The 14,724-nt window shown below is 68.6% G+C and carries 12 protein-coding genes and 2 pseudogenes; 11 read left to right on the top strand and 3 right to left on the bottom strand.

The annotated features are described in order from the left end of the window. Positions 1-19 precede the first annotated feature (19 nt). The 9 genes from MVG78_RS05945 to MVG78_RS05910 all read left to right on the top strand — a co-directional run bounded on the left by MVG78_RS05945 (position 20) and on the right by MVG78_RS05910 (position 9,471). Entirely contained in the window at positions 20-1,006 is a 987-nt protein-coding gene (locus tag MVG78_RS05945; RefSeq protein WP_247559047.1) for an ABC transporter substrate-binding protein, read from the top strand. Positions 1,007-1,056: 50 nt separating this feature from the next. After that, a complete protein-coding gene (locus MVG78_RS05940; protein WP_247559045.1) occupies positions 1,057-2,079 on the top strand; it encodes an amidohydrolase family protein in 1,023 nt (340 codons plus the stop codon). 121 nt (positions 2,080-2,200) lie between these two features. Continuing rightward, positions 2,201-3,052: an amidohydrolase family protein gene (locus tag MVG78_RS05935; RefSeq protein ID WP_247559043.1), complete on the top strand. Its 852-nt coding sequence runs from the start codon at positions 2,201-2,203 to the stop codon at positions 3,050-3,052. 356 nt (positions 3,053-3,408) lie between these two features. Continuing rightward, entirely contained in the window at positions 3,409-4,380 is a 972-nt protein-coding gene (locus MVG78_RS21705) for a lactate permease LctP family transporter (RefSeq protein ID WP_345892862.1), read from the top strand. Between the two features lie 11 nt (positions 4,381-4,391). Beyond that, complete coding sequence (locus tag MVG78_RS21700) at positions 4,392-5,114, top strand: L-lactate permease (RefSeq protein ID WP_345892861.1); 723 nt, start codon at positions 4,392-4,394, stop codon at positions 5,112-5,114. Further along, a complete protein-coding gene (locus MVG78_RS05925) occupies positions 5,114-5,977 on the top strand; it encodes an FCD domain-containing protein (RefSeq protein WP_282615055.1) in 864 nt (287 codons plus the stop codon). Before MVG78_RS21700 ends, MVG78_RS05925 begins: the two co-directional genes overlap by 1 nt. After that, positions 5,974-7,161: an FMN-dependent L-lactate dehydrogenase LldD gene (gene lldD, locus MVG78_RS05920; RefSeq protein ID WP_247559042.1), complete on the top strand. Its 1,188-nt coding sequence runs from the start codon at positions 5,974-5,976 to the stop codon at positions 7,159-7,161. The genes MVG78_RS05925 and lldD overlap by 4 nt, the downstream gene beginning before the upstream one ends. 200 nt (positions 7,162-7,361) lie before the next feature. Next, a complete protein-coding gene (locus MVG78_RS05915) occupies positions 7,362-8,357 on the top strand; it encodes an aldo/keto reductase (protein WP_247559040.1) in 996 nt (331 codons plus the stop codon). A 220-nt stretch (positions 8,358-8,577) separates the two neighbouring features. After that, positions 8,578-9,471: a LysR family transcriptional regulator gene (locus MVG78_RS05910; RefSeq protein ID WP_247559038.1), complete on the top strand. Its 894-nt coding sequence runs from the start codon at positions 8,578-8,580 to the stop codon at positions 9,469-9,471. A gap of 91 nt (positions 9,472-9,562) precedes the next feature. Here MVG78_RS05910 and MVG78_RS05905 read toward each other — a convergent pair whose 3' ends face one another. From MVG78_RS05905 to MVG78_RS05895, 3 genes are read right to left on the bottom strand one after another with little or no spacing between them, the layout of a single operon-like run. After that, a complete protein-coding gene (locus MVG78_RS05905; RefSeq protein WP_247559036.1) occupies positions 9,563-10,456 on the bottom strand; it encodes a substrate-binding domain-containing protein in 894 nt (297 codons plus the stop codon). 13 nt (positions 10,457-10,469) lie between these two features. Then, positions 10,470-12,017: an acetolactate synthase large subunit gene (locus MVG78_RS05900; RefSeq protein ID WP_247559034.1), complete on the bottom strand. Its 1,548-nt coding sequence runs from the start codon at positions 12,015-12,017 to the stop codon at positions 10,470-10,472. Continuing rightward, positions 12,017-12,877 carry an HpcH/HpaI aldolase family protein gene (locus MVG78_RS05895; protein ID WP_247559032.1) on the bottom strand — a complete coding sequence of 287 codons (861 nt, stop codon included), beginning with the start codon at positions 12,875-12,877 and terminating at the stop codon, positions 12,017-12,019. Before MVG78_RS05895 ends, MVG78_RS05900 begins: the two co-directional genes overlap by 1 nt. A gap of 254 nt (positions 12,878-13,131) precedes the next feature. Here MVG78_RS05895 and MVG78_RS21940 point away from each other — a divergent pair. Next, positions 13,132-14,168: pseudogene (locus MVG78_RS21940) on the top strand (Bug family tripartite tricarboxylate transporter substrate binding protein). A gap of 64 nt (positions 14,169-14,232) precedes the next feature. Further along, a pseudogene (locus MVG78_RS05880) lies at positions 14,233-14,688 on the top strand (cytochrome b); the annotation flags it as partial. Between the last annotated feature and the right edge of the window lie 36 nt (positions 14,689-14,724).

Raw genomic sequence — 14,724 nt, 5'->3', positions numbered from 1 at the left:
TGCCCCGAGGGAGAACGACATGGCCAACAAACTCCGCCTGACGCTGGCGATCGCCGAGCATCCGCACACCTCCGCGATCCGCGACGGATCGATCCCGATCGAAGGCGTCGATGCCGAGATCATCACCGTGAAGCCGCAGATCGGCGCGTTCCGCCGCATGGTCCGCGACGTCGAGTTCGATGTCTGCGAGCTGGCGCCGACGACCTACATCATCGCGCGGGCCCATGGCGCGCCCTTCGTGGCCCTGCCGATCTTCGTGGTCCGGCGCTTCCACCATTCGGGCATGCTGGTCCGCCCCGATGCGGGCATCGCCACGCCCAAGGATCTGGAAGGAAAGAAGGTCGGCGTCCGCGCCTATTCGGTGACGACGGGCGTGTGGCTGCGGCAGGCGCTGATGGACGACTGCGGGTTGGATGCGTCGAAGGTCACCTGGGTGGTCGATGACGAGGAGCATGTCACCCAGCTCAGGCTCCCACCCAATGTCATCCACGCGCCGGAGGGGCGCAGCCTCGCTGACATGATGGCCGCGGGCGAGCTTTCCGCCGGGGTCGAGGGCGCGGCCGGGATCGGGCGCACCGGCGCGCCGACCGGTGGTTGGCAGGAGGTCGAGGCCGACTATCCGGACCTTCTGCCCAACGCGGCGGAGCTCGAGGCGGACTACCACCGCCGCACCGGCGTCTATCCGATGCACGGCACCATCGTGGTCAAGGATTCCGTCCTCGCCGGGCATCCCTGGGTCGCGAAGTCCCTCTACGACGCCTTCGACCGTGCCAAGCGCGAATGGCTGGAGCGGGTGCGCACCGAGGGGCCGAAGAACGCCACCGAGAAGAAGTACATGAAGCTGACCGAGATCGTCGGCCCCGACCCCCTGCCCTATGGCATCGAGGAGAATCTGGCGACGATCAAGGCGCTGGAGGAGACCGCCTTCAGGCAGGGCCTCACCCCGCGCCGGATGCGCATCGACGAGCTCTTCGTCGATCCCGCCCGCGTTCCCGAGCGGACCTGAGCCGCCCCCGCCTGCCACCGGCCAACACCGTCCGCGCACTGGATACGGATATGATCATCGATTGCCACGGCCATTTCACCACCGTGCCCAAGTCCTTCCGCGACTGGCGCGCCCGGCAGGTGGAAACCGCCGACGACCCGCTGAACGCGCCGGACAGGCGCGACGCCATCCTCTCGGACGACCAGATCCGGGAGGCGATCGAGGGCGGTCAGCTCAGGCTGCAGAAGGAGCGCGGCAGCGACCTGACGCTCTTCTCGCCGATCGCGGGACTGATGAGCCACCACCTGGGCAACGAGCGCACCAGCCTGGAATGGGCGGAGGTGTCCAACAACAACGTGAAGCGGGTGACCGAGCTGTTTCCGGAAAACTTCGCGCCGGTCTGCCAGTTGCCGCAGTCCCCCGGCGCGCCGCCCGCCAACAGCGTGCCCGAGTTGCGCCGCTGCGTCGAGGAGATGGGCTTCGTCGGCTGCAACATCAATCCGGACCCGACCGGCGGCTACTGGACCGGCAAGCCCTTCACCGACCGCGAATGGTACCCGCTGTTCGAGGCGATGTGCGAGCTCGACGTGCCCGGGATGGTGCATGTCGCCGCCTCCTGCAACCCGAACTTCCATGGCACCGGCGCGCATTACCTCAATGCCGACACCTCCGTGTTCATGCAGATCCTGCAGTCCAACCTGTTCAAGGACTTCCCGACGCTGCGGCTGGTCATCCCGCATGGCGGCGGCGCCGTGCCCTATCACTGGGGGCGGTATCGCGGCATGTCGCTGGAGATGATGGAGCGTCCGCTCGAAGGGCTGCTCGACAACATCTTCTTCGACACCTGCGTGTACCACAAGCCGGGCGTCGCCCTGCTGACCGAGGTCATCCCGGCCGACAACGTCCTGTTCGGTTCGGAGATGATCGGCGCGGTGCGCGGCAAGGACCCCTGCACCGGCCACCATTTCGACGACACCAAGCGCTATGTCGACGGGCTGGCGCTGAGCGAAGAGGACAAGCGGAAGATCTTCGAGGGCAATGCGCGCCGTGTCTATCCGCGGCTCGACGCCCTGCTCAAGGCACAGGGCCGCTGACGGGCAGGAGCCGCGCAGGAAAGTTATGGCCCGCGACGGAAGATCAACTTCCGGGGGCCACCGGCGCGGCTCCTAATGCATCGCCCCCATTGACCACGCCGACCCGGTTTGAGAGGCCCAGATGTCATCGATCATCGATATCCATCCGCACGTCATTTCGGACGATGAGGGGCGATATCCGCCAGCGCCCCTGTTCGGCAAGCGGTCGGACTGGTCCCAGGAGCGTCCCTGCACGGTCGAGACGCTGGTCGCGGCGATGGACGATGCCGGGGTGGACAAGGCGGCCGTCGTGCATTCCTCGACCACCTACGGCTTCGACAACAGCTATGTCGTCGAAGCCTGCAGCCGGTATCCAGGCCGCCTCGTGGCCGTCGGCTCGGTGGATGTGCTGGAGCCGGATGCCGTGGACACCATCCGGCGCTGGGTGGACAAGGGCCTCAAGGGGCTGCGCCTTTTCACGGGCGGCAGCACCAAGGAGTTCGATCCCAGCGAGCTCGACGACCCTCGCGCCTTCCCGGCCTGGGAGCTGTGCGGCGAACTCGGCCTGCCGATGTGCATCCAGACCGGTGCGATCGGGCTGCCGCAGGTGACCGCCCTCGCCCGGCGGTTCCCGGACGTGCCGATCATCCTCGACCACCTCGCCCGCCCCGACGTGACCGACGGGCCGCCCTATGCGGCCGCGCAGAGCCTGTTCGACCTGGCGGCGATCCCGTCGATCCATCTCAAGCTGACGCCGCGGATCATGGGGGATTCCCGCAAGGGCGCGGCGACGCCGGAAACCTTCTTTCCGAAGCTGGTCCAGGAATTCGGCGCGGACCGGCTGGCCTGGGGATCGAACTTCCCGACATCGCCGGGCACGCTGGCCGAGATCAGGAAGACCGCCGAGGAGCGCCTGTCGTCGCTGAGCGAAGCCGACCGCGCGACGATCTTCGGGCGGACGGCGCAGCGGCTCTACCCTGCTTTGACCGACTGACAGGGGGCAGCCCGGTCTGGCTGCCCGCTTCGCGTCCCTATCGTGCTTCCCCGGGGGAAAGGCGCTGCCTTTCCCCCGTCCCTTATCCGCCAGGATGCCGCACACCCTGGCCCCGGTGAGCCGCGGTCCTCATGACCGCCGGATCGCGGACATGGCTCCCCGGCGCAATGCTCCCGCGCCAGCCCGGCTCGACGGCATGATTGGTCTTACCAATAGCACCAGAAAGACTCATAAAAGATAGTTGACCAGCCGAATTCTCCACCGATAGAAGCACTCCACAGCAGCGTCGGCTCAAATTGGTCATACCAATAACGCGCCAAGAAGAGCCTCCTGTCCATGCATGTGGAGGACGACCCATGTCGGCTTGGCCGCAGAACTACGACCCATTGGGCAATATCTGGCTGTCGAGCCTGATCGCCTTCGTGCCGATCGCCTTCTTCTTCGTCGCGCTGACGGTGCTGCGGCTGAAAGGCTATGTCGCCAGCACGATCACGGTGGCGCTCGCCCTCGCGGTCGCCATGCTGCTCTACGGCATGCCGGCGGGGCAGGCCCTGGCCTCCGGGGCCTACGGCTTCGTCTACGGGCTCTGGCCGATCGCCTGGATCATCATCGGGGCGGTGTTCCTCTACAAGATCTCGGTCCGGACAGGACAGTTCGAGGTCGTGCGCGCCTCGATCCTCTCGATCACGGAGGACCAGCGGCTGCAACTGCTGATCGTCGGCTTCTCCTTCGGCGCCTTCCTGGAAGGCGCGGCGGGCTTCGGCGCGCCGGTCGCGATCACCGCCGCGCTGCTGGTCGGCCTGGGTTTCCGCCCGCTCTACGCGGCGGGGCTCTGCCTGATCGTGAACACGGCGCCGGTGGCCTTCGGGGCCATGGGCATCCCCATCATCGTGGCGGGGCAGGTGACGGGGCTGGACCCCTTCGTCATCGGCCAGATGGCGGGCCGCCAGCTTCCCTTCATGACGCTCATCGTGCTGTTCTGGGTCATGGCCATCATGGATGGCTGGCGCGGCGTCCGGGAGACCTGGCCGGCCGTCGTGGTCGCGGGTGGCTCCTTCGCCATCGTGCAGTTCCTGACCTCGAACCTCATCGGCCCAGAGCTGCCGGACATCACCTCCTCCCTGGCCTCCCTGCTCTGCCTCACCCTCTTCCTGCGCGTCTGGAAGCCGGCGCGGATCTTCCGCTTCGAGACGGCGGAGGCGGAGATGTCGGGCCTGGTCCGGGCGCAGCCCGCCGGGGCGCAGGTCACGGCGATCGGCGCTGCGGCAACGCCCCCGCGCGCCGCTATACGGCGGGCGAGATCGCCCTGGCCTGGTCGCCCTTCCTGATCCTCACGGCGATGGTGACGCTGTGGAGCATCAAGCCCTTCAAGAGCCTCTTCGCCGCGGGCGGGGCGCTCAGCGGCTGGGTCCTCGCCATCCCCGTGCCCTGGCTGCACCGGCTGGTCGAGAAGATGCCGCCGATCGCCGCCGCACCGGCGCCCTATGACGCGATCTACCGCCTCGACTGGTTCTCCGCGACCGGCACGGCGATCTTCCTGGCCGCCCTGCTCTCGGCCCTGCTGCTGCGCCAGCGGCCGCTGGAGACGGTGCGGACCTTCGGGGAAACGCTGGCCGAGCTGCGCACGCCGATCTATTCCATCGGCATGGTGCTGGCCTTCGCCTTCATCGCCAATTATTCCGGCCTCTCGGCGACCCTGGCGCTCGCCCTGGCGCATACCGGGGCGGCCTTCCCCTTCTTCTCGCCCTTCCTGGGCTGGGTCGGCGTCTTCCTGACCGGCTCGGACACCTCCTCGAACGCGCTCTTCGGCGCCTTGCAGGCGACGACGGCGCAGCAGATCGGGGTGTCCGACATCCTGATGGTGGCGGCGAACACCACCGGCGGCGTGACGGGCAAGATGATCTCGCCGCAGTCGATCGCCATCGCCTGCGCCGCGGTGGGGCTGGTGGGACGTGAATCCGACCTCTTCCGCTTCACGGTGCGGCACAGCCTGGCCTTCGCCGCGATGGTCGGCCTGCTGACCCTGGCACAGGCCTATTGGCTCACCGGGATGATCCCCTGATGGACCAGGCCACGACATCCCCCGCCGGCGGCGAACGGCTCGCCTCGCAGCTCGCCACGATGCTGCGGAAGCGGATCGTGGCGGGGGATTTCGGGGTCGGCGACCGCCTGCCGGCCGAACGCGCGCTGGCCGGCGCGTTCGGCGTCTCCCGCTCCTCGGTGCGGGAAGCGATCCAGATGCTCGCCAGCCAGGGCCTGCTGTCGAGCCGGCAGGGCGGCGGCACCTTTGTCCGGGCGCTGCCGGGTGCCCAGAAGGACTCCCAGAGGGACCCTGCGGGGAACCCCCTGGGAGGCTCCTGGGGCCGGCAGGCCATCGTGGAGCCGCTGGAGCAGCTGTTCCGCGACAACCCTGACTACCGCTACGACGTGCTGGAGATCCGCCTCTCGCTGGAAGGCGCGGCCGCCGCCCATGCCGCGCGCCGGGCCACGGAGGAGGATCGCGGGCGGCTGCGCGAGTGCTTCGAGGCCACGCTGCGGGACGATGCGGAGGCGACGCCGGCCGTGCTGGCACGGGTGGACGCCGCCTTCCACCTCGCCATCGCCGAGGCGTCGCACAACCTCGTGCTGCAGCAGGTCATCCGCGGCATGTTCGACCTGCTGGCGGCCAGCACCTCGCAGAGCCTGGAGAAGCTCTATCTCGTGCCACGGGTCTCCGAGGCCCTGGCGGGGCAGCACCGGCTGCTGATGCAGGCGGTGCTCGACGGCGATCCCGACAGGGCGCGCGCCGCCTCGGATGCCCATATCGACTTCGTGCGCCTCACCCTGAAGGCGATCGACGAGGACGAGGCCCGCCTCGCCCGTTCCAACCCGCCCCGTTCCACCCTGTCCGGGCGAAGCGGCGCTGACCGGAAGACAGACCCGTGATCCTTTCCCCCATCATCTCCTCCCCCTCCGATTACCGCGAGGCCGCCCGGCGCCGCCTGCCGCCCTTCCTGTTCCACTACGCCGACGGCGGCGCCTATGCGGAGCGCACGTTGCGCCGCAATGTCGAGGATCTAGCCGAGATCGCGCTGCGGCAGCGCGTGCTGCAGAACATGTCCGACCTGAGCCTGGAAACGCGCGTGCTGGGGCAGGACCTGTCGATGCCCGTGGTGCTGGCGCCGGTCGGGCTGACCGGCATGTTCGCCCGGCGCGGCGAGGTGCAGGCGGCGCGCGCGGCCGAGGCCAAGGGCATCCCCTTCACCCTCTCCACCGTCTCGGTCTGCGACATCGAGGAGGTGAGCGCGGCGGTCACGAAGCCGATCTGGTTCCAGCTCTACGTGCTGCGCGACCGCGGCTTCATGCGCAACGCGCTGGAGCGGGCCAAGGCGGCCGGGATCACGACCCTGGTCTTCACCGTGGACATGCCGACCCCCGGCGCGCGCTACCGCGACGCCCATTCGGGCATGAGCGGGCCGAACGCCCCCTTCCGCCGCATGATCCAGGCGATGACACACCCCCTCTGGGCCTGGGATGTCGGGTTGAAGGGCAAGCCGCACGACCTGGGCAACGTGTCCCGCTATCGCGGCCAGGCGACCGGGCTCGCGGACTATATCGGCTGGCTCGGCGCCAATTTCGATCCGTCGATCTCCTGGAAGGACCTGGAATGGATCCGCGACTTCTGGGAGGGGCCGATGGTCATCAAGGGCATCCTCGACCCCGAGGATGCGCGTGACGCGGTAAGCTTCGGCGCGGATGGCATCGTCGTGTCGAACCATGGCGGCCGGCAGCTCGACGGCGTGCTCTCCAGCGCACGGGCCCTGCCCGCCATCGCCGCGGCGGTGAAGGGGAAGCTCTCCATCCTGGCGGATTCCGGCTTCCGCAACGGGCTGGACGTGGTCCGGGCGCTGGCCATGGGGGCCGATGCGGTGATGCTCGGCCGGGCCTTCGTCTATGCCCTGGCCACGGGGGGCGAGGCGGCGGTGCTGAACCTGCTGAACCTGATCGACAAGGAGATGCGGGTGGCCATGACCCTGACCGGCGCGGCACGCGTCACCGATCTGAACGAGAGCTTCCTGGAGCGCGGCCCCGTGACGACCGCGGGGGAACGGCAGGGCGCGCTTTCGTAGCCTGGCGCCACGGCGTCCTCACAGGGCTCGTATCGCTCGCGGTGCGAGCCCCGCATCCGGTGCCCGGACCGGCCGCATGGCGCCATTCATGAACCACAGATATAGGTTCATGCGGATTATCCGGCCTAATTCCCCGACATGGGCCGGGCTATCTCCACCCCGGCGCCGGCCCACGGCGCCCATGGGATCGGAGAGCATCGATGCGGCAACGCCTTCTCGGCAAGAGTGGCCTCAAGGTCTCGGCCATCGGCTTCGGCTGCATGGGGCTGAACTTCGGCTACGCGAACAAGGTCGGCAAGCAGGAGGGGATCGCGCTGATCCGCGCGGCGGTGGAACGCGGCGTCACCTTCTTCGACACGGCCGAGGTCTATGGCCCCTTCACCAATGAGGAGATGGTCGGCGAAGCCCTCGCGCCCGTGCGGGAGCAGGTCGTCATCGCCACCAAGTTCGGCTTCGCGATCGACCCCGCCACGGGCAGCCAGACCGGGCTGGACAGCCACCCCGAACGCATCCGCGCGGTCTGCGACGCCTCGCTCAAGCGCCTGGGCGTCGAGGCGATCGACCTCTTCTACCAGCATCGCGTCGATCCGGCCGTCCCGATCGAGGAGGTCGCCGGCGCGGTCAAGGAGCTGATCCAGGCGGGCAAGGTACGGCATTTCGGCCTCTCGGAACCCGGCGCGCAGACCGTGCGCCGCGCCCATGCGGTTCAGCCGGTCACCGCCTTGCAGAACGAGTACTCGCTCTGGACACGCGGTCCGGAAACGAACGGCATCCTGGAGACCTGCGAGGAGCTGGGCATCGGCTTTGTGCCTTACAGCCCGCTCGGCAAAGGCTTCCTGACCGGAGCGATGAGCAGGGACACGAAACTCGGCGAAGGCGATTTCCGCAACCTCCTGCCGCGCTTCACGCCGGAGGCCATGGAGAAGAACCAGGCGCTGGTCGATCTGCTGAAGCGCATCGCCGCCACGAAGAAGAGGACGCCGGCCCAGATCGCGCTCGCCTGGCTGCTGGCGCAGAAGCCCTGGATCGTGCCCATCCCCGGCACCACCAGGCTGCACCGGCTGGAGGAGAATCTCGGTGCGGACGAGGTCGTGCTGGAGGCAGCCGATCTCGAGGAGATCCGGCAGGCCGCCGCCGGAATCCAGGTCGAGGGCGAACGCTATCCGGCGCAGCTCCTGGCCACGACCGGGCGCTGAGAGGCTGCCGCGTCCATGACCGTGCGCCGGCTCGCATTCCGGGCCGGCCGCGCCTCGTGCTCAAGACATCCCCCCATGCCTGGCCGGGGGCCGCGTGCCCGATCTCCATGACCGCCTGTACCTTCCGAATGCAGGCAGGCCGAATGCAGGTGGGATGGAAGCCGGGACTGGCGACGACCAGCTTCTGTTTCCGGAATGCATCCCTATTCGGAATTCATGAATGCAACGCGAGGACCTTGTCGATCTGGCCGCCTTCGCCACGGTCGCGGAGGAGCAGAGCTTCACGAAGGCCGCAGCCAGGCTCGGCACGTCGCAATCGGCTCTCAGCCACACCATACGGCGGCTGGAAGCACGGCTGGGCGTCCGACTACTGACCCGTACCACACGGCGGGTGGCACCGACCCAGGCCGGCGAGAGGCTGCTGCGTGTCCTGGGCCCGGCCCTGGACACCATCGCCGCCGAACTCGTCTCCCTGGGCCAGTTGCGCGACCGGCCCGCCGGCATGGTCCGGATCACGACATCCGAGCATGCGGCGCATGACGTGCTCTGGCCTGTCCTGGAGCGCCTTCTGCCGGAATATCCCGACATACAGGTCGAACTCTCGGTCAGCGGCAGCCTGACGGATATCGTGGCGGAGCGTTTCGATGCGGGCGTGCGCCTCGGCGAATCCATCGACAAGGATATGGTCGCGGTCCGGATCGGGCCGGATCTGCGGATGGCGGTGGTCGGCTCTCCCGCCTACTGGGCGGAACACCCCCGCCCCGTGACACCTCAGGATCTCAACGGGCACCGCTGCATCAACCTGCGCCTGCCGACAGCCGGGGGCCTCTATGCCTGGGAGTTCGGAAAGGATGGGCGCGAGCTGCGGGTCCGGGTCGATGGGCAGTTGGTCTTCAACTCCGTTTCCCTCGTCCTGCGCGCGGCCCTGGCTGGCCTCGGGCTGGCCTGCGTGATGGAAGACCATGTCCGCACCCATCTCGTGGAAGGCAGCCTGGTCCGGGTGCTGGAAGACTGGTGCCCTCCTTTCGCTGGCTACCACCTCTACTATCCGAGCCGGCGCCAACCCTCGGCAGCCTTCGCGCTTCTGGTCGAAAGCCTCAGGTATCGCGGCTGATCTCCCGCGCTCCGGGGCCGCGAGGCTGGACGGCGGGCAGGGCCGTGCCGTCCAGCGGTGGCCATCGACGCGGCGCGAGACCCCCGGCGCGCTACCCCTCCAGGCTGCCCGTCACGTCGTCGAACAGCTCGTCCATCGAGAGCTTCCGGGGGATGATCTGCTGCTCATGGGCCCAGTCGATGGCGAGCTGGATGCCCTTGCGGTTGGCCTCGAAGCCCATGGGCGGGAAGGGATCGGGCAGTCCACCCTCGGTCAGACGGCGGCTTTCGCCGATCATGCGGTAGATCTCGCGGACGATATCCGGCCGCTTGCGCACGATATCCTCGTGCACGACGAACAGGTGGTTGATCGGCACCACGCCCTCCCGCGCGTACCAGTCGCGCGCGGCGGCCTGCGCGTTAGGGATCAGGCGCTCGACACGAGGGTCCTTGGGCAGGTCCACGCCCTGGAGCGTCGCCGCGAGTTCCCCGTCCAGCATCATCCGGCCGATATCCGATCCCTTGGGCAGCCGTTCGCAGTTGGGCGGATCGGAATACTCGGCGAGATGCCCCTCGCCGACCGTGCACCAGGTCACCTTGTCGAGATCGACGCCGTATTCATGCTTGAGCACGCCGCGGACCCAGAGGCCGGTCGTCTGTGCATAGGTGCGCACGCCGACGCGCTTGCCCTCGATATCCTTCGGGTCCAGGTGGCCGAGTTCGCGGTTGAAGCCGGCGCAATGGTGCTGGAAGCGCCCCGAGATGGGCGCCGGCAGCGCGAGGAAGGGCTTTCCGTAGGCTTTCGCCTGCAGATAGGTGACGATCGCCAGCTCACCCGCATCGAACCTGTTCTCGCGCAGCATCGGCTTGAAGCCGTCATGCGCCTGCTCCGGACCGCAATATTGCAGATCCACGATATCGGACGTCACGCGGCCGTCCTTCATCGCCCTGGTCTGCGGATAGTCGGCCAGGTTGGTCTTCAGTGCCATCACCGCCGTGGTCACCATGCGTCCCTCTCCTTCAGTACAGCTTGACTTCGATCAGCACCGGGCCGTCCGCCTCGGTGGAGCGCACCATCTCCCGGTGGAAATCGCCCGCATTGTCGACGCGCACGCCCGGCACGCCCATGCTGCGCGCCATCGCCACCCAGTCGATCACCGGCCGGTCGATGTCGATCATCGCCAGCGCCTGCGGCCCCGGCGTGCCGGCGCCCATATTGGCGTACTCGGCCTTCAGGATGGCGTAGCTGTTGTTGGCGAAGATGATCGTCGTCACCGGCAGGGCTTCGCGCGCCTGCGTCCAGAGCGACTGGATCGTGTACATGGCGCTGCCGTCACCGACCATGCAGAAGGTCCGGCGCCCGGGGCAGGCCAGCGCGGCACCGGTCGCGACCGGCGTGCCATAGCCGATGGAGCCGCCGAGATTGTTGATCAGGTCGTGCGGCCGCGATGCGGCGGTATGGCCCATCGTCTCGCGTCCGGTGGTCAGGGACTCGTCCACGAGGATGCAATCCTCCGGCAGGGCCGCCGCCAGGGCATGCGCGATGCTGACGGGGGTGAGCGCCCCCTGGGGCACGGGCGTCTCGATGCGTTCCTGCCGGCGCGGCGCGGTGGCGCCGAGGCCCAGCGCATCGACCAGCATCTCCAGCCCCACCACGCTGTCCTCGCCGGGCTCCACCAGGCCATGCACCAGCGTTCCCGGCGCCTTGAGCAGGCTCGGCTTGTCCGGATAGCTGAAGAAGGCGACCGGCTCCTTCGTCTCGATCGTCACGAGATGCCGGAAGCCGGCGAGGAAGGCCGCACCCTGCGCCACCGCGTAGGGGATGCGCTCCAGCGGCACGCGCCCCGCCCCGCGTTCCATCCGCGCGGTGAAGAACTGCGAGCCGAGCCGGCAGCCCGTGCCGGCGGCGACCTTGCCCGCCAGTTCGAGCGCACGGCCGCGCGTGGCCGTGTTGGCGAGGATGAGGAGCACCGGCTCGCCCGAGCGCAGCACCTTCGCGATCGCCTCGACCCGCGCCGCATCCGGCACCTTGCGCATCGCCGGCTCCGGGGCCGGCATGCGCGCATCGCCTGCATCCTGCCAGGCCGTGTCGCCCGGTAGGATCAGCGTGGCGATCTGCCCCGGATGCCCGGAAGCCATGGCGACCGCGGTCGCGGCGTCCCAGGCGATCGTCGCCGATGAGGTGGCGCGCCGCACCCAGTGGCTGAGCGGCCGCGCCAGCCCCTCGATATCCGAGGTCAGCGGCGGGTCGTATCTGAGATGCGCCGCCGAATGCTCGCCAACGATGTTGACCATCCCCGACGACGCGCGCCGGGCGTTGTGGATGTTGGCGAGGCCATTGGCCAGGCCCGGCCCGAGATGGAGCAGCGTGGAGGCGGGACGGCCGGTCATCCGGTACCAGCCATCGGCCGCGCCGGTGCAGACCCCCTCGAACAGGCACAGCACGCTCTTCATCCGCGGATTGTCGAGCGCCGAGAGGAAATGCATCTCCGAGGTTCCGGGATTGGCGAAGCAGACATCCACGCCCTTCCCGGCGAGCGTGGCGACGAGGCTCTCGGCGCCGTTCATCAGTAGCCCGCCAGTTCCCGGCCCTGGCCGACCACGCCATAGCTGCGGCTGGGCGCCGACATCAGGAACCTGTAGCCTTCCTGGAGCAGCCGCTCGACATTCTTCGCGGTCACATGCGGGTTGCCGACCACCACCTTGTGCTTGTGGCAGATCTCCGCGACCTTGCGCATCGCATCGGCGACCACGGGATGCTCGTACTGGCGCGGATAGCCCAGTTCCTGGCTCAGATCGCCCTCGCCGATCAGGCAGAAGCCGATGCCGGGCACATTCGCCAGCATGTCGTCCAGATTCTCGATCGCCGCCGTGCTCTCGATCATCAGCCCGACCAGCAGCTCGCCCTGCGGCGCCAGCGGCCAGACATCCGCCCTGGCGTAGTATTCCGCCTGGGTCAGCCCCCAGTAGCGCGCCGCCGCCGCCGGGCCGTCGCCACGGACGCCCCTGGGCTCATAGAGCGGCGCGTTCTTCGGGCGGGCATAGCGGCAGGAGGCAACGGCGTTGTAGGCCTGCTCCACGGTGTGGACATGCGGCCAGACCACGCCATAGACGCCGCGGTCGAGCACCTGCTTCGCGAAGGCCTGGTTCATCTCGATGCCATTGGCCGGGATGCGCGCGAGTGGCGTCACCGATGGCGCGACCGAACCGGACGCGGCGATCTGCTTCCGGTTGAGCATGTACTGGAGCGCGTCGCCCAGCCCGGCGACGTCATAGGGATTGTGCTCCATCTCATAGACGATGCCGTCATAGGGCGCATCGGTCATCTCGGCCGCGGTCTGCCTGTCCACCTTGGCGAAGGCGGTGAAGGCGGGCTTGCCTTGCTCCCAGGCCCTGATGACGCCATTGAGACGCTGGCTGTCGGTCATCGGTGTGTCCTCATGCGTTGGTGGGGAGCCTAGAATATCCCCGGGCGCGGCGCCGATTGGTATGGCCGGCCACGTGATTGAATCTGTGCCAGTCCCTCCTGCCGGCCCATCCGGTGGCGGCCATTATTTCTGCTTCGGCCGCGATTGATTCGCCGGCCTCCGCCGGCGCGCGGCCGGACCGGCCTGCTATGTAGGCGCCCCCAGGGCAACGGTCCGCATGCCGGTGGCCCTGCAAGATCTGCGGAGGAACGGCGATGAAGATCCAGAACGATCCACCCGGCCGGAACATGCCCGCTTCCCGGCGCATGGTGCCGAGGCGGTCGGTCCTGGGTGCCCCCCTGGGTGCCTCCGCCCTCTATGCGCTCGGCCTGGGCGGCGCCGCGCGGGCGCAGGGCGGTTTCCCGAACAAGCCGATCCGCATCATCGTGAACAACGCACCCGGCGGCGTGGGGGACCTGGTGGTGCGGCTGACGGCGCAGAAGCTCTCCAAGGCGGTCGGCCAGCCGGTGGTGGTGGACAACCGCCCGGGCGCGGGCGGCATTCTCGCCGGGAACCAGCTCGTCTCCGCGGCGCCGGACGGATACACGCTGATGACCTCCGGCAATGCCACGGCGATCCGGCCCTCCCTGTTCAAGTCCTACCCCTTCGACATCCAGAAGGACTTCCTCAGCGTCAGCACGCTGGCCTTCTTCCCGATCGCCGTCGTGGTGGCATCCAGCTCCCCCTCCGCACCGCCGGGGACTTCCTGCGGCAGGCGCGGCAGGACGGCGCCAACATGAACATCGGGACCATCGCCGTCGGCAGCACGCAGTTCCTGGCCGCGGAGATGTTCAAGTCCATGGCCGGTTTGCCCGCCACCACGGTGCCCTTCAACTCGACGCCCCAGTTGATCAACGCGCTGCTGCGCGGCGACGTGCAGGTGGGCTTCGAGACGCTGGGGCCGCTCTGGTCGCAGATGCAGAACGGGGACCTGCGCGTGCTGGCGGTGACGCAGGCCAAGCGCGTGGTCAACCTGCCGGACGTACCGACCCTTATCGAGGCCGGGCTGCCCGGCTTCGACGTCGCGTCCTGGAACTCCCTCGTCGCCCCGGCCGGCACGCCAGCCGAGATCCGGCAGCGGCTGAGCCGGGAGGTCAATGCCATCCTCCGCATGCCCGATGTGGAGAAGATCCTGCTCGATGCCGGGGTGGAGCCGCGCGGCTCCACCCCGGAGGAGCTGGACGCACTGACGGCCAAGGAGATGGAACGCTGGCGCGCCGTGATCGAGAAGGCAGGCATCGAGAAGCAATAGGCCCCCGGCGCCCCACCCCGCCGCCGGATCACAACCTGTCCGGTGGTGGCTAGGCAGCCGGGGAATGCAGGACCAGATCCCGGGCGGGAAGGCATGGGGGACCGCCCCGGCCAGAACCGCCAAGGAGGGTTCCGGCATGGACAGTCCCGCGGGCTACGGCATCGTCAGCCGCACGCTGCACTGGCTGATGGCCGCCTGCTTCGCCTGGCACTTCGCCGGTGCCCTGCTCTACGTCACCGTGCCCGAAGCCGGAGTGACGAAATTCGTCGGCAGCACGCATTTCACCATGGGCTTCACGCTTCTCGTGCTCGTCCTGCTGCGCGGCGCCTGGGGGCTGCTGAACATCCGGCGACGGCCGCCGCATCCGGGCCGGCTGGGCCGCCTCGCGACGATGGGGCACCTGCTGCTCTACCTGCTGATGCTCCTCATCCCCAGCTTGGCGCTGCTGCGGCAATACGGGTCGGGGGAGCCCTTCACCCCTTATGGCATCCCGCTGATGCGCGGCTTCGAGGGCAAGATCCCCTGGATGATCGCGCCCGGCGACCTGCTGCACAGC

The sequence above is a fragment of the Roseomonas gilardii subsp. gilardii genome, from assembly GCF_023078375.1.
Lineage (GTDB): Bacteria > Pseudomonadota > Alphaproteobacteria > Acetobacterales > Acetobacteraceae > Roseomonas > Roseomonas gilardii.
Note: the sequence above shows the minus strand (reverse complement) of the source record. Positions and strands in the feature narration are given on the sequence as shown.

What these genes read in the sequence shown, in the direction of transcription:
- MVG78_RS05935 (WP_247559043.1), top strand. Translation starts at nt 2,201, where the DNA reads ATGTCATCGATCATCGATATCCATCCGCACGTCATTTCGGACGATGAG.
- MVG78_RS05905 (WP_247559036.1), bottom strand. Translation starts at nt 10,456, where the DNA reads ATGGTGACCACGGCGGTGATGGCACTGAAGACCAACCTGGCCGACTAT.
- MVG78_RS05940 (WP_247559045.1), top strand. Translation starts at nt 1,057, where the DNA reads ATGATCATCGATTGCCACGGCCATTTCACCACCGTGCCCAAGTCCTTC.
- MVG78_RS05900 (WP_247559034.1), bottom strand. Translation starts at nt 12,017, where the DNA reads ATGAACGGCGCCGAGAGCCTCGTCGCCACGCTCGCCGGGAAGGGCGTG.
- MVG78_RS21700 (WP_345892861.1), top strand. Translation starts at nt 4,392, where the DNA reads ATGGTGACGCTGTGGAGCATCAAGCCCTTCAAGAGCCTCTTCGCCGCG.
- MVG78_RS05945 (WP_247559047.1), top strand. Translation starts at nt 20, where the DNA reads ATGGCCAACAAACTCCGCCTGACGCTGGCGATCGCCGAGCATCCGCAC.
- MVG78_RS05910 (WP_247559038.1), top strand. Translation starts at nt 8,578, where the DNA reads ATGCAACGCGAGGACCTTGTCGATCTGGCCGCCTTCGCCACGGTCGCG.
- MVG78_RS05895 (WP_247559032.1), bottom strand. Translation starts at nt 12,877, where the DNA reads ATGACCGACAGCCAGCGTCTCAATGGCGTCATCAGGGCCTGGGAGCAA.
- MVG78_RS21705 (WP_345892862.1), top strand. Translation starts at nt 3,409, where the DNA reads ATGTCGGCTTGGCCGCAGAACTACGACCCATTGGGCAATATCTGGCTG.
- MVG78_RS05925 (WP_282615055.1), top strand. Translation starts at nt 5,114, where the DNA reads ATGGACCAGGCCACGACATCCCCCGCCGGCGGCGAACGGCTCGCCTCG.
- MVG78_RS05915 (WP_247559040.1), top strand. Translation starts at nt 7,362, where the DNA reads ATGCGGCAACGCCTTCTCGGCAAGAGTGGCCTCAAGGTCTCGGCCATC.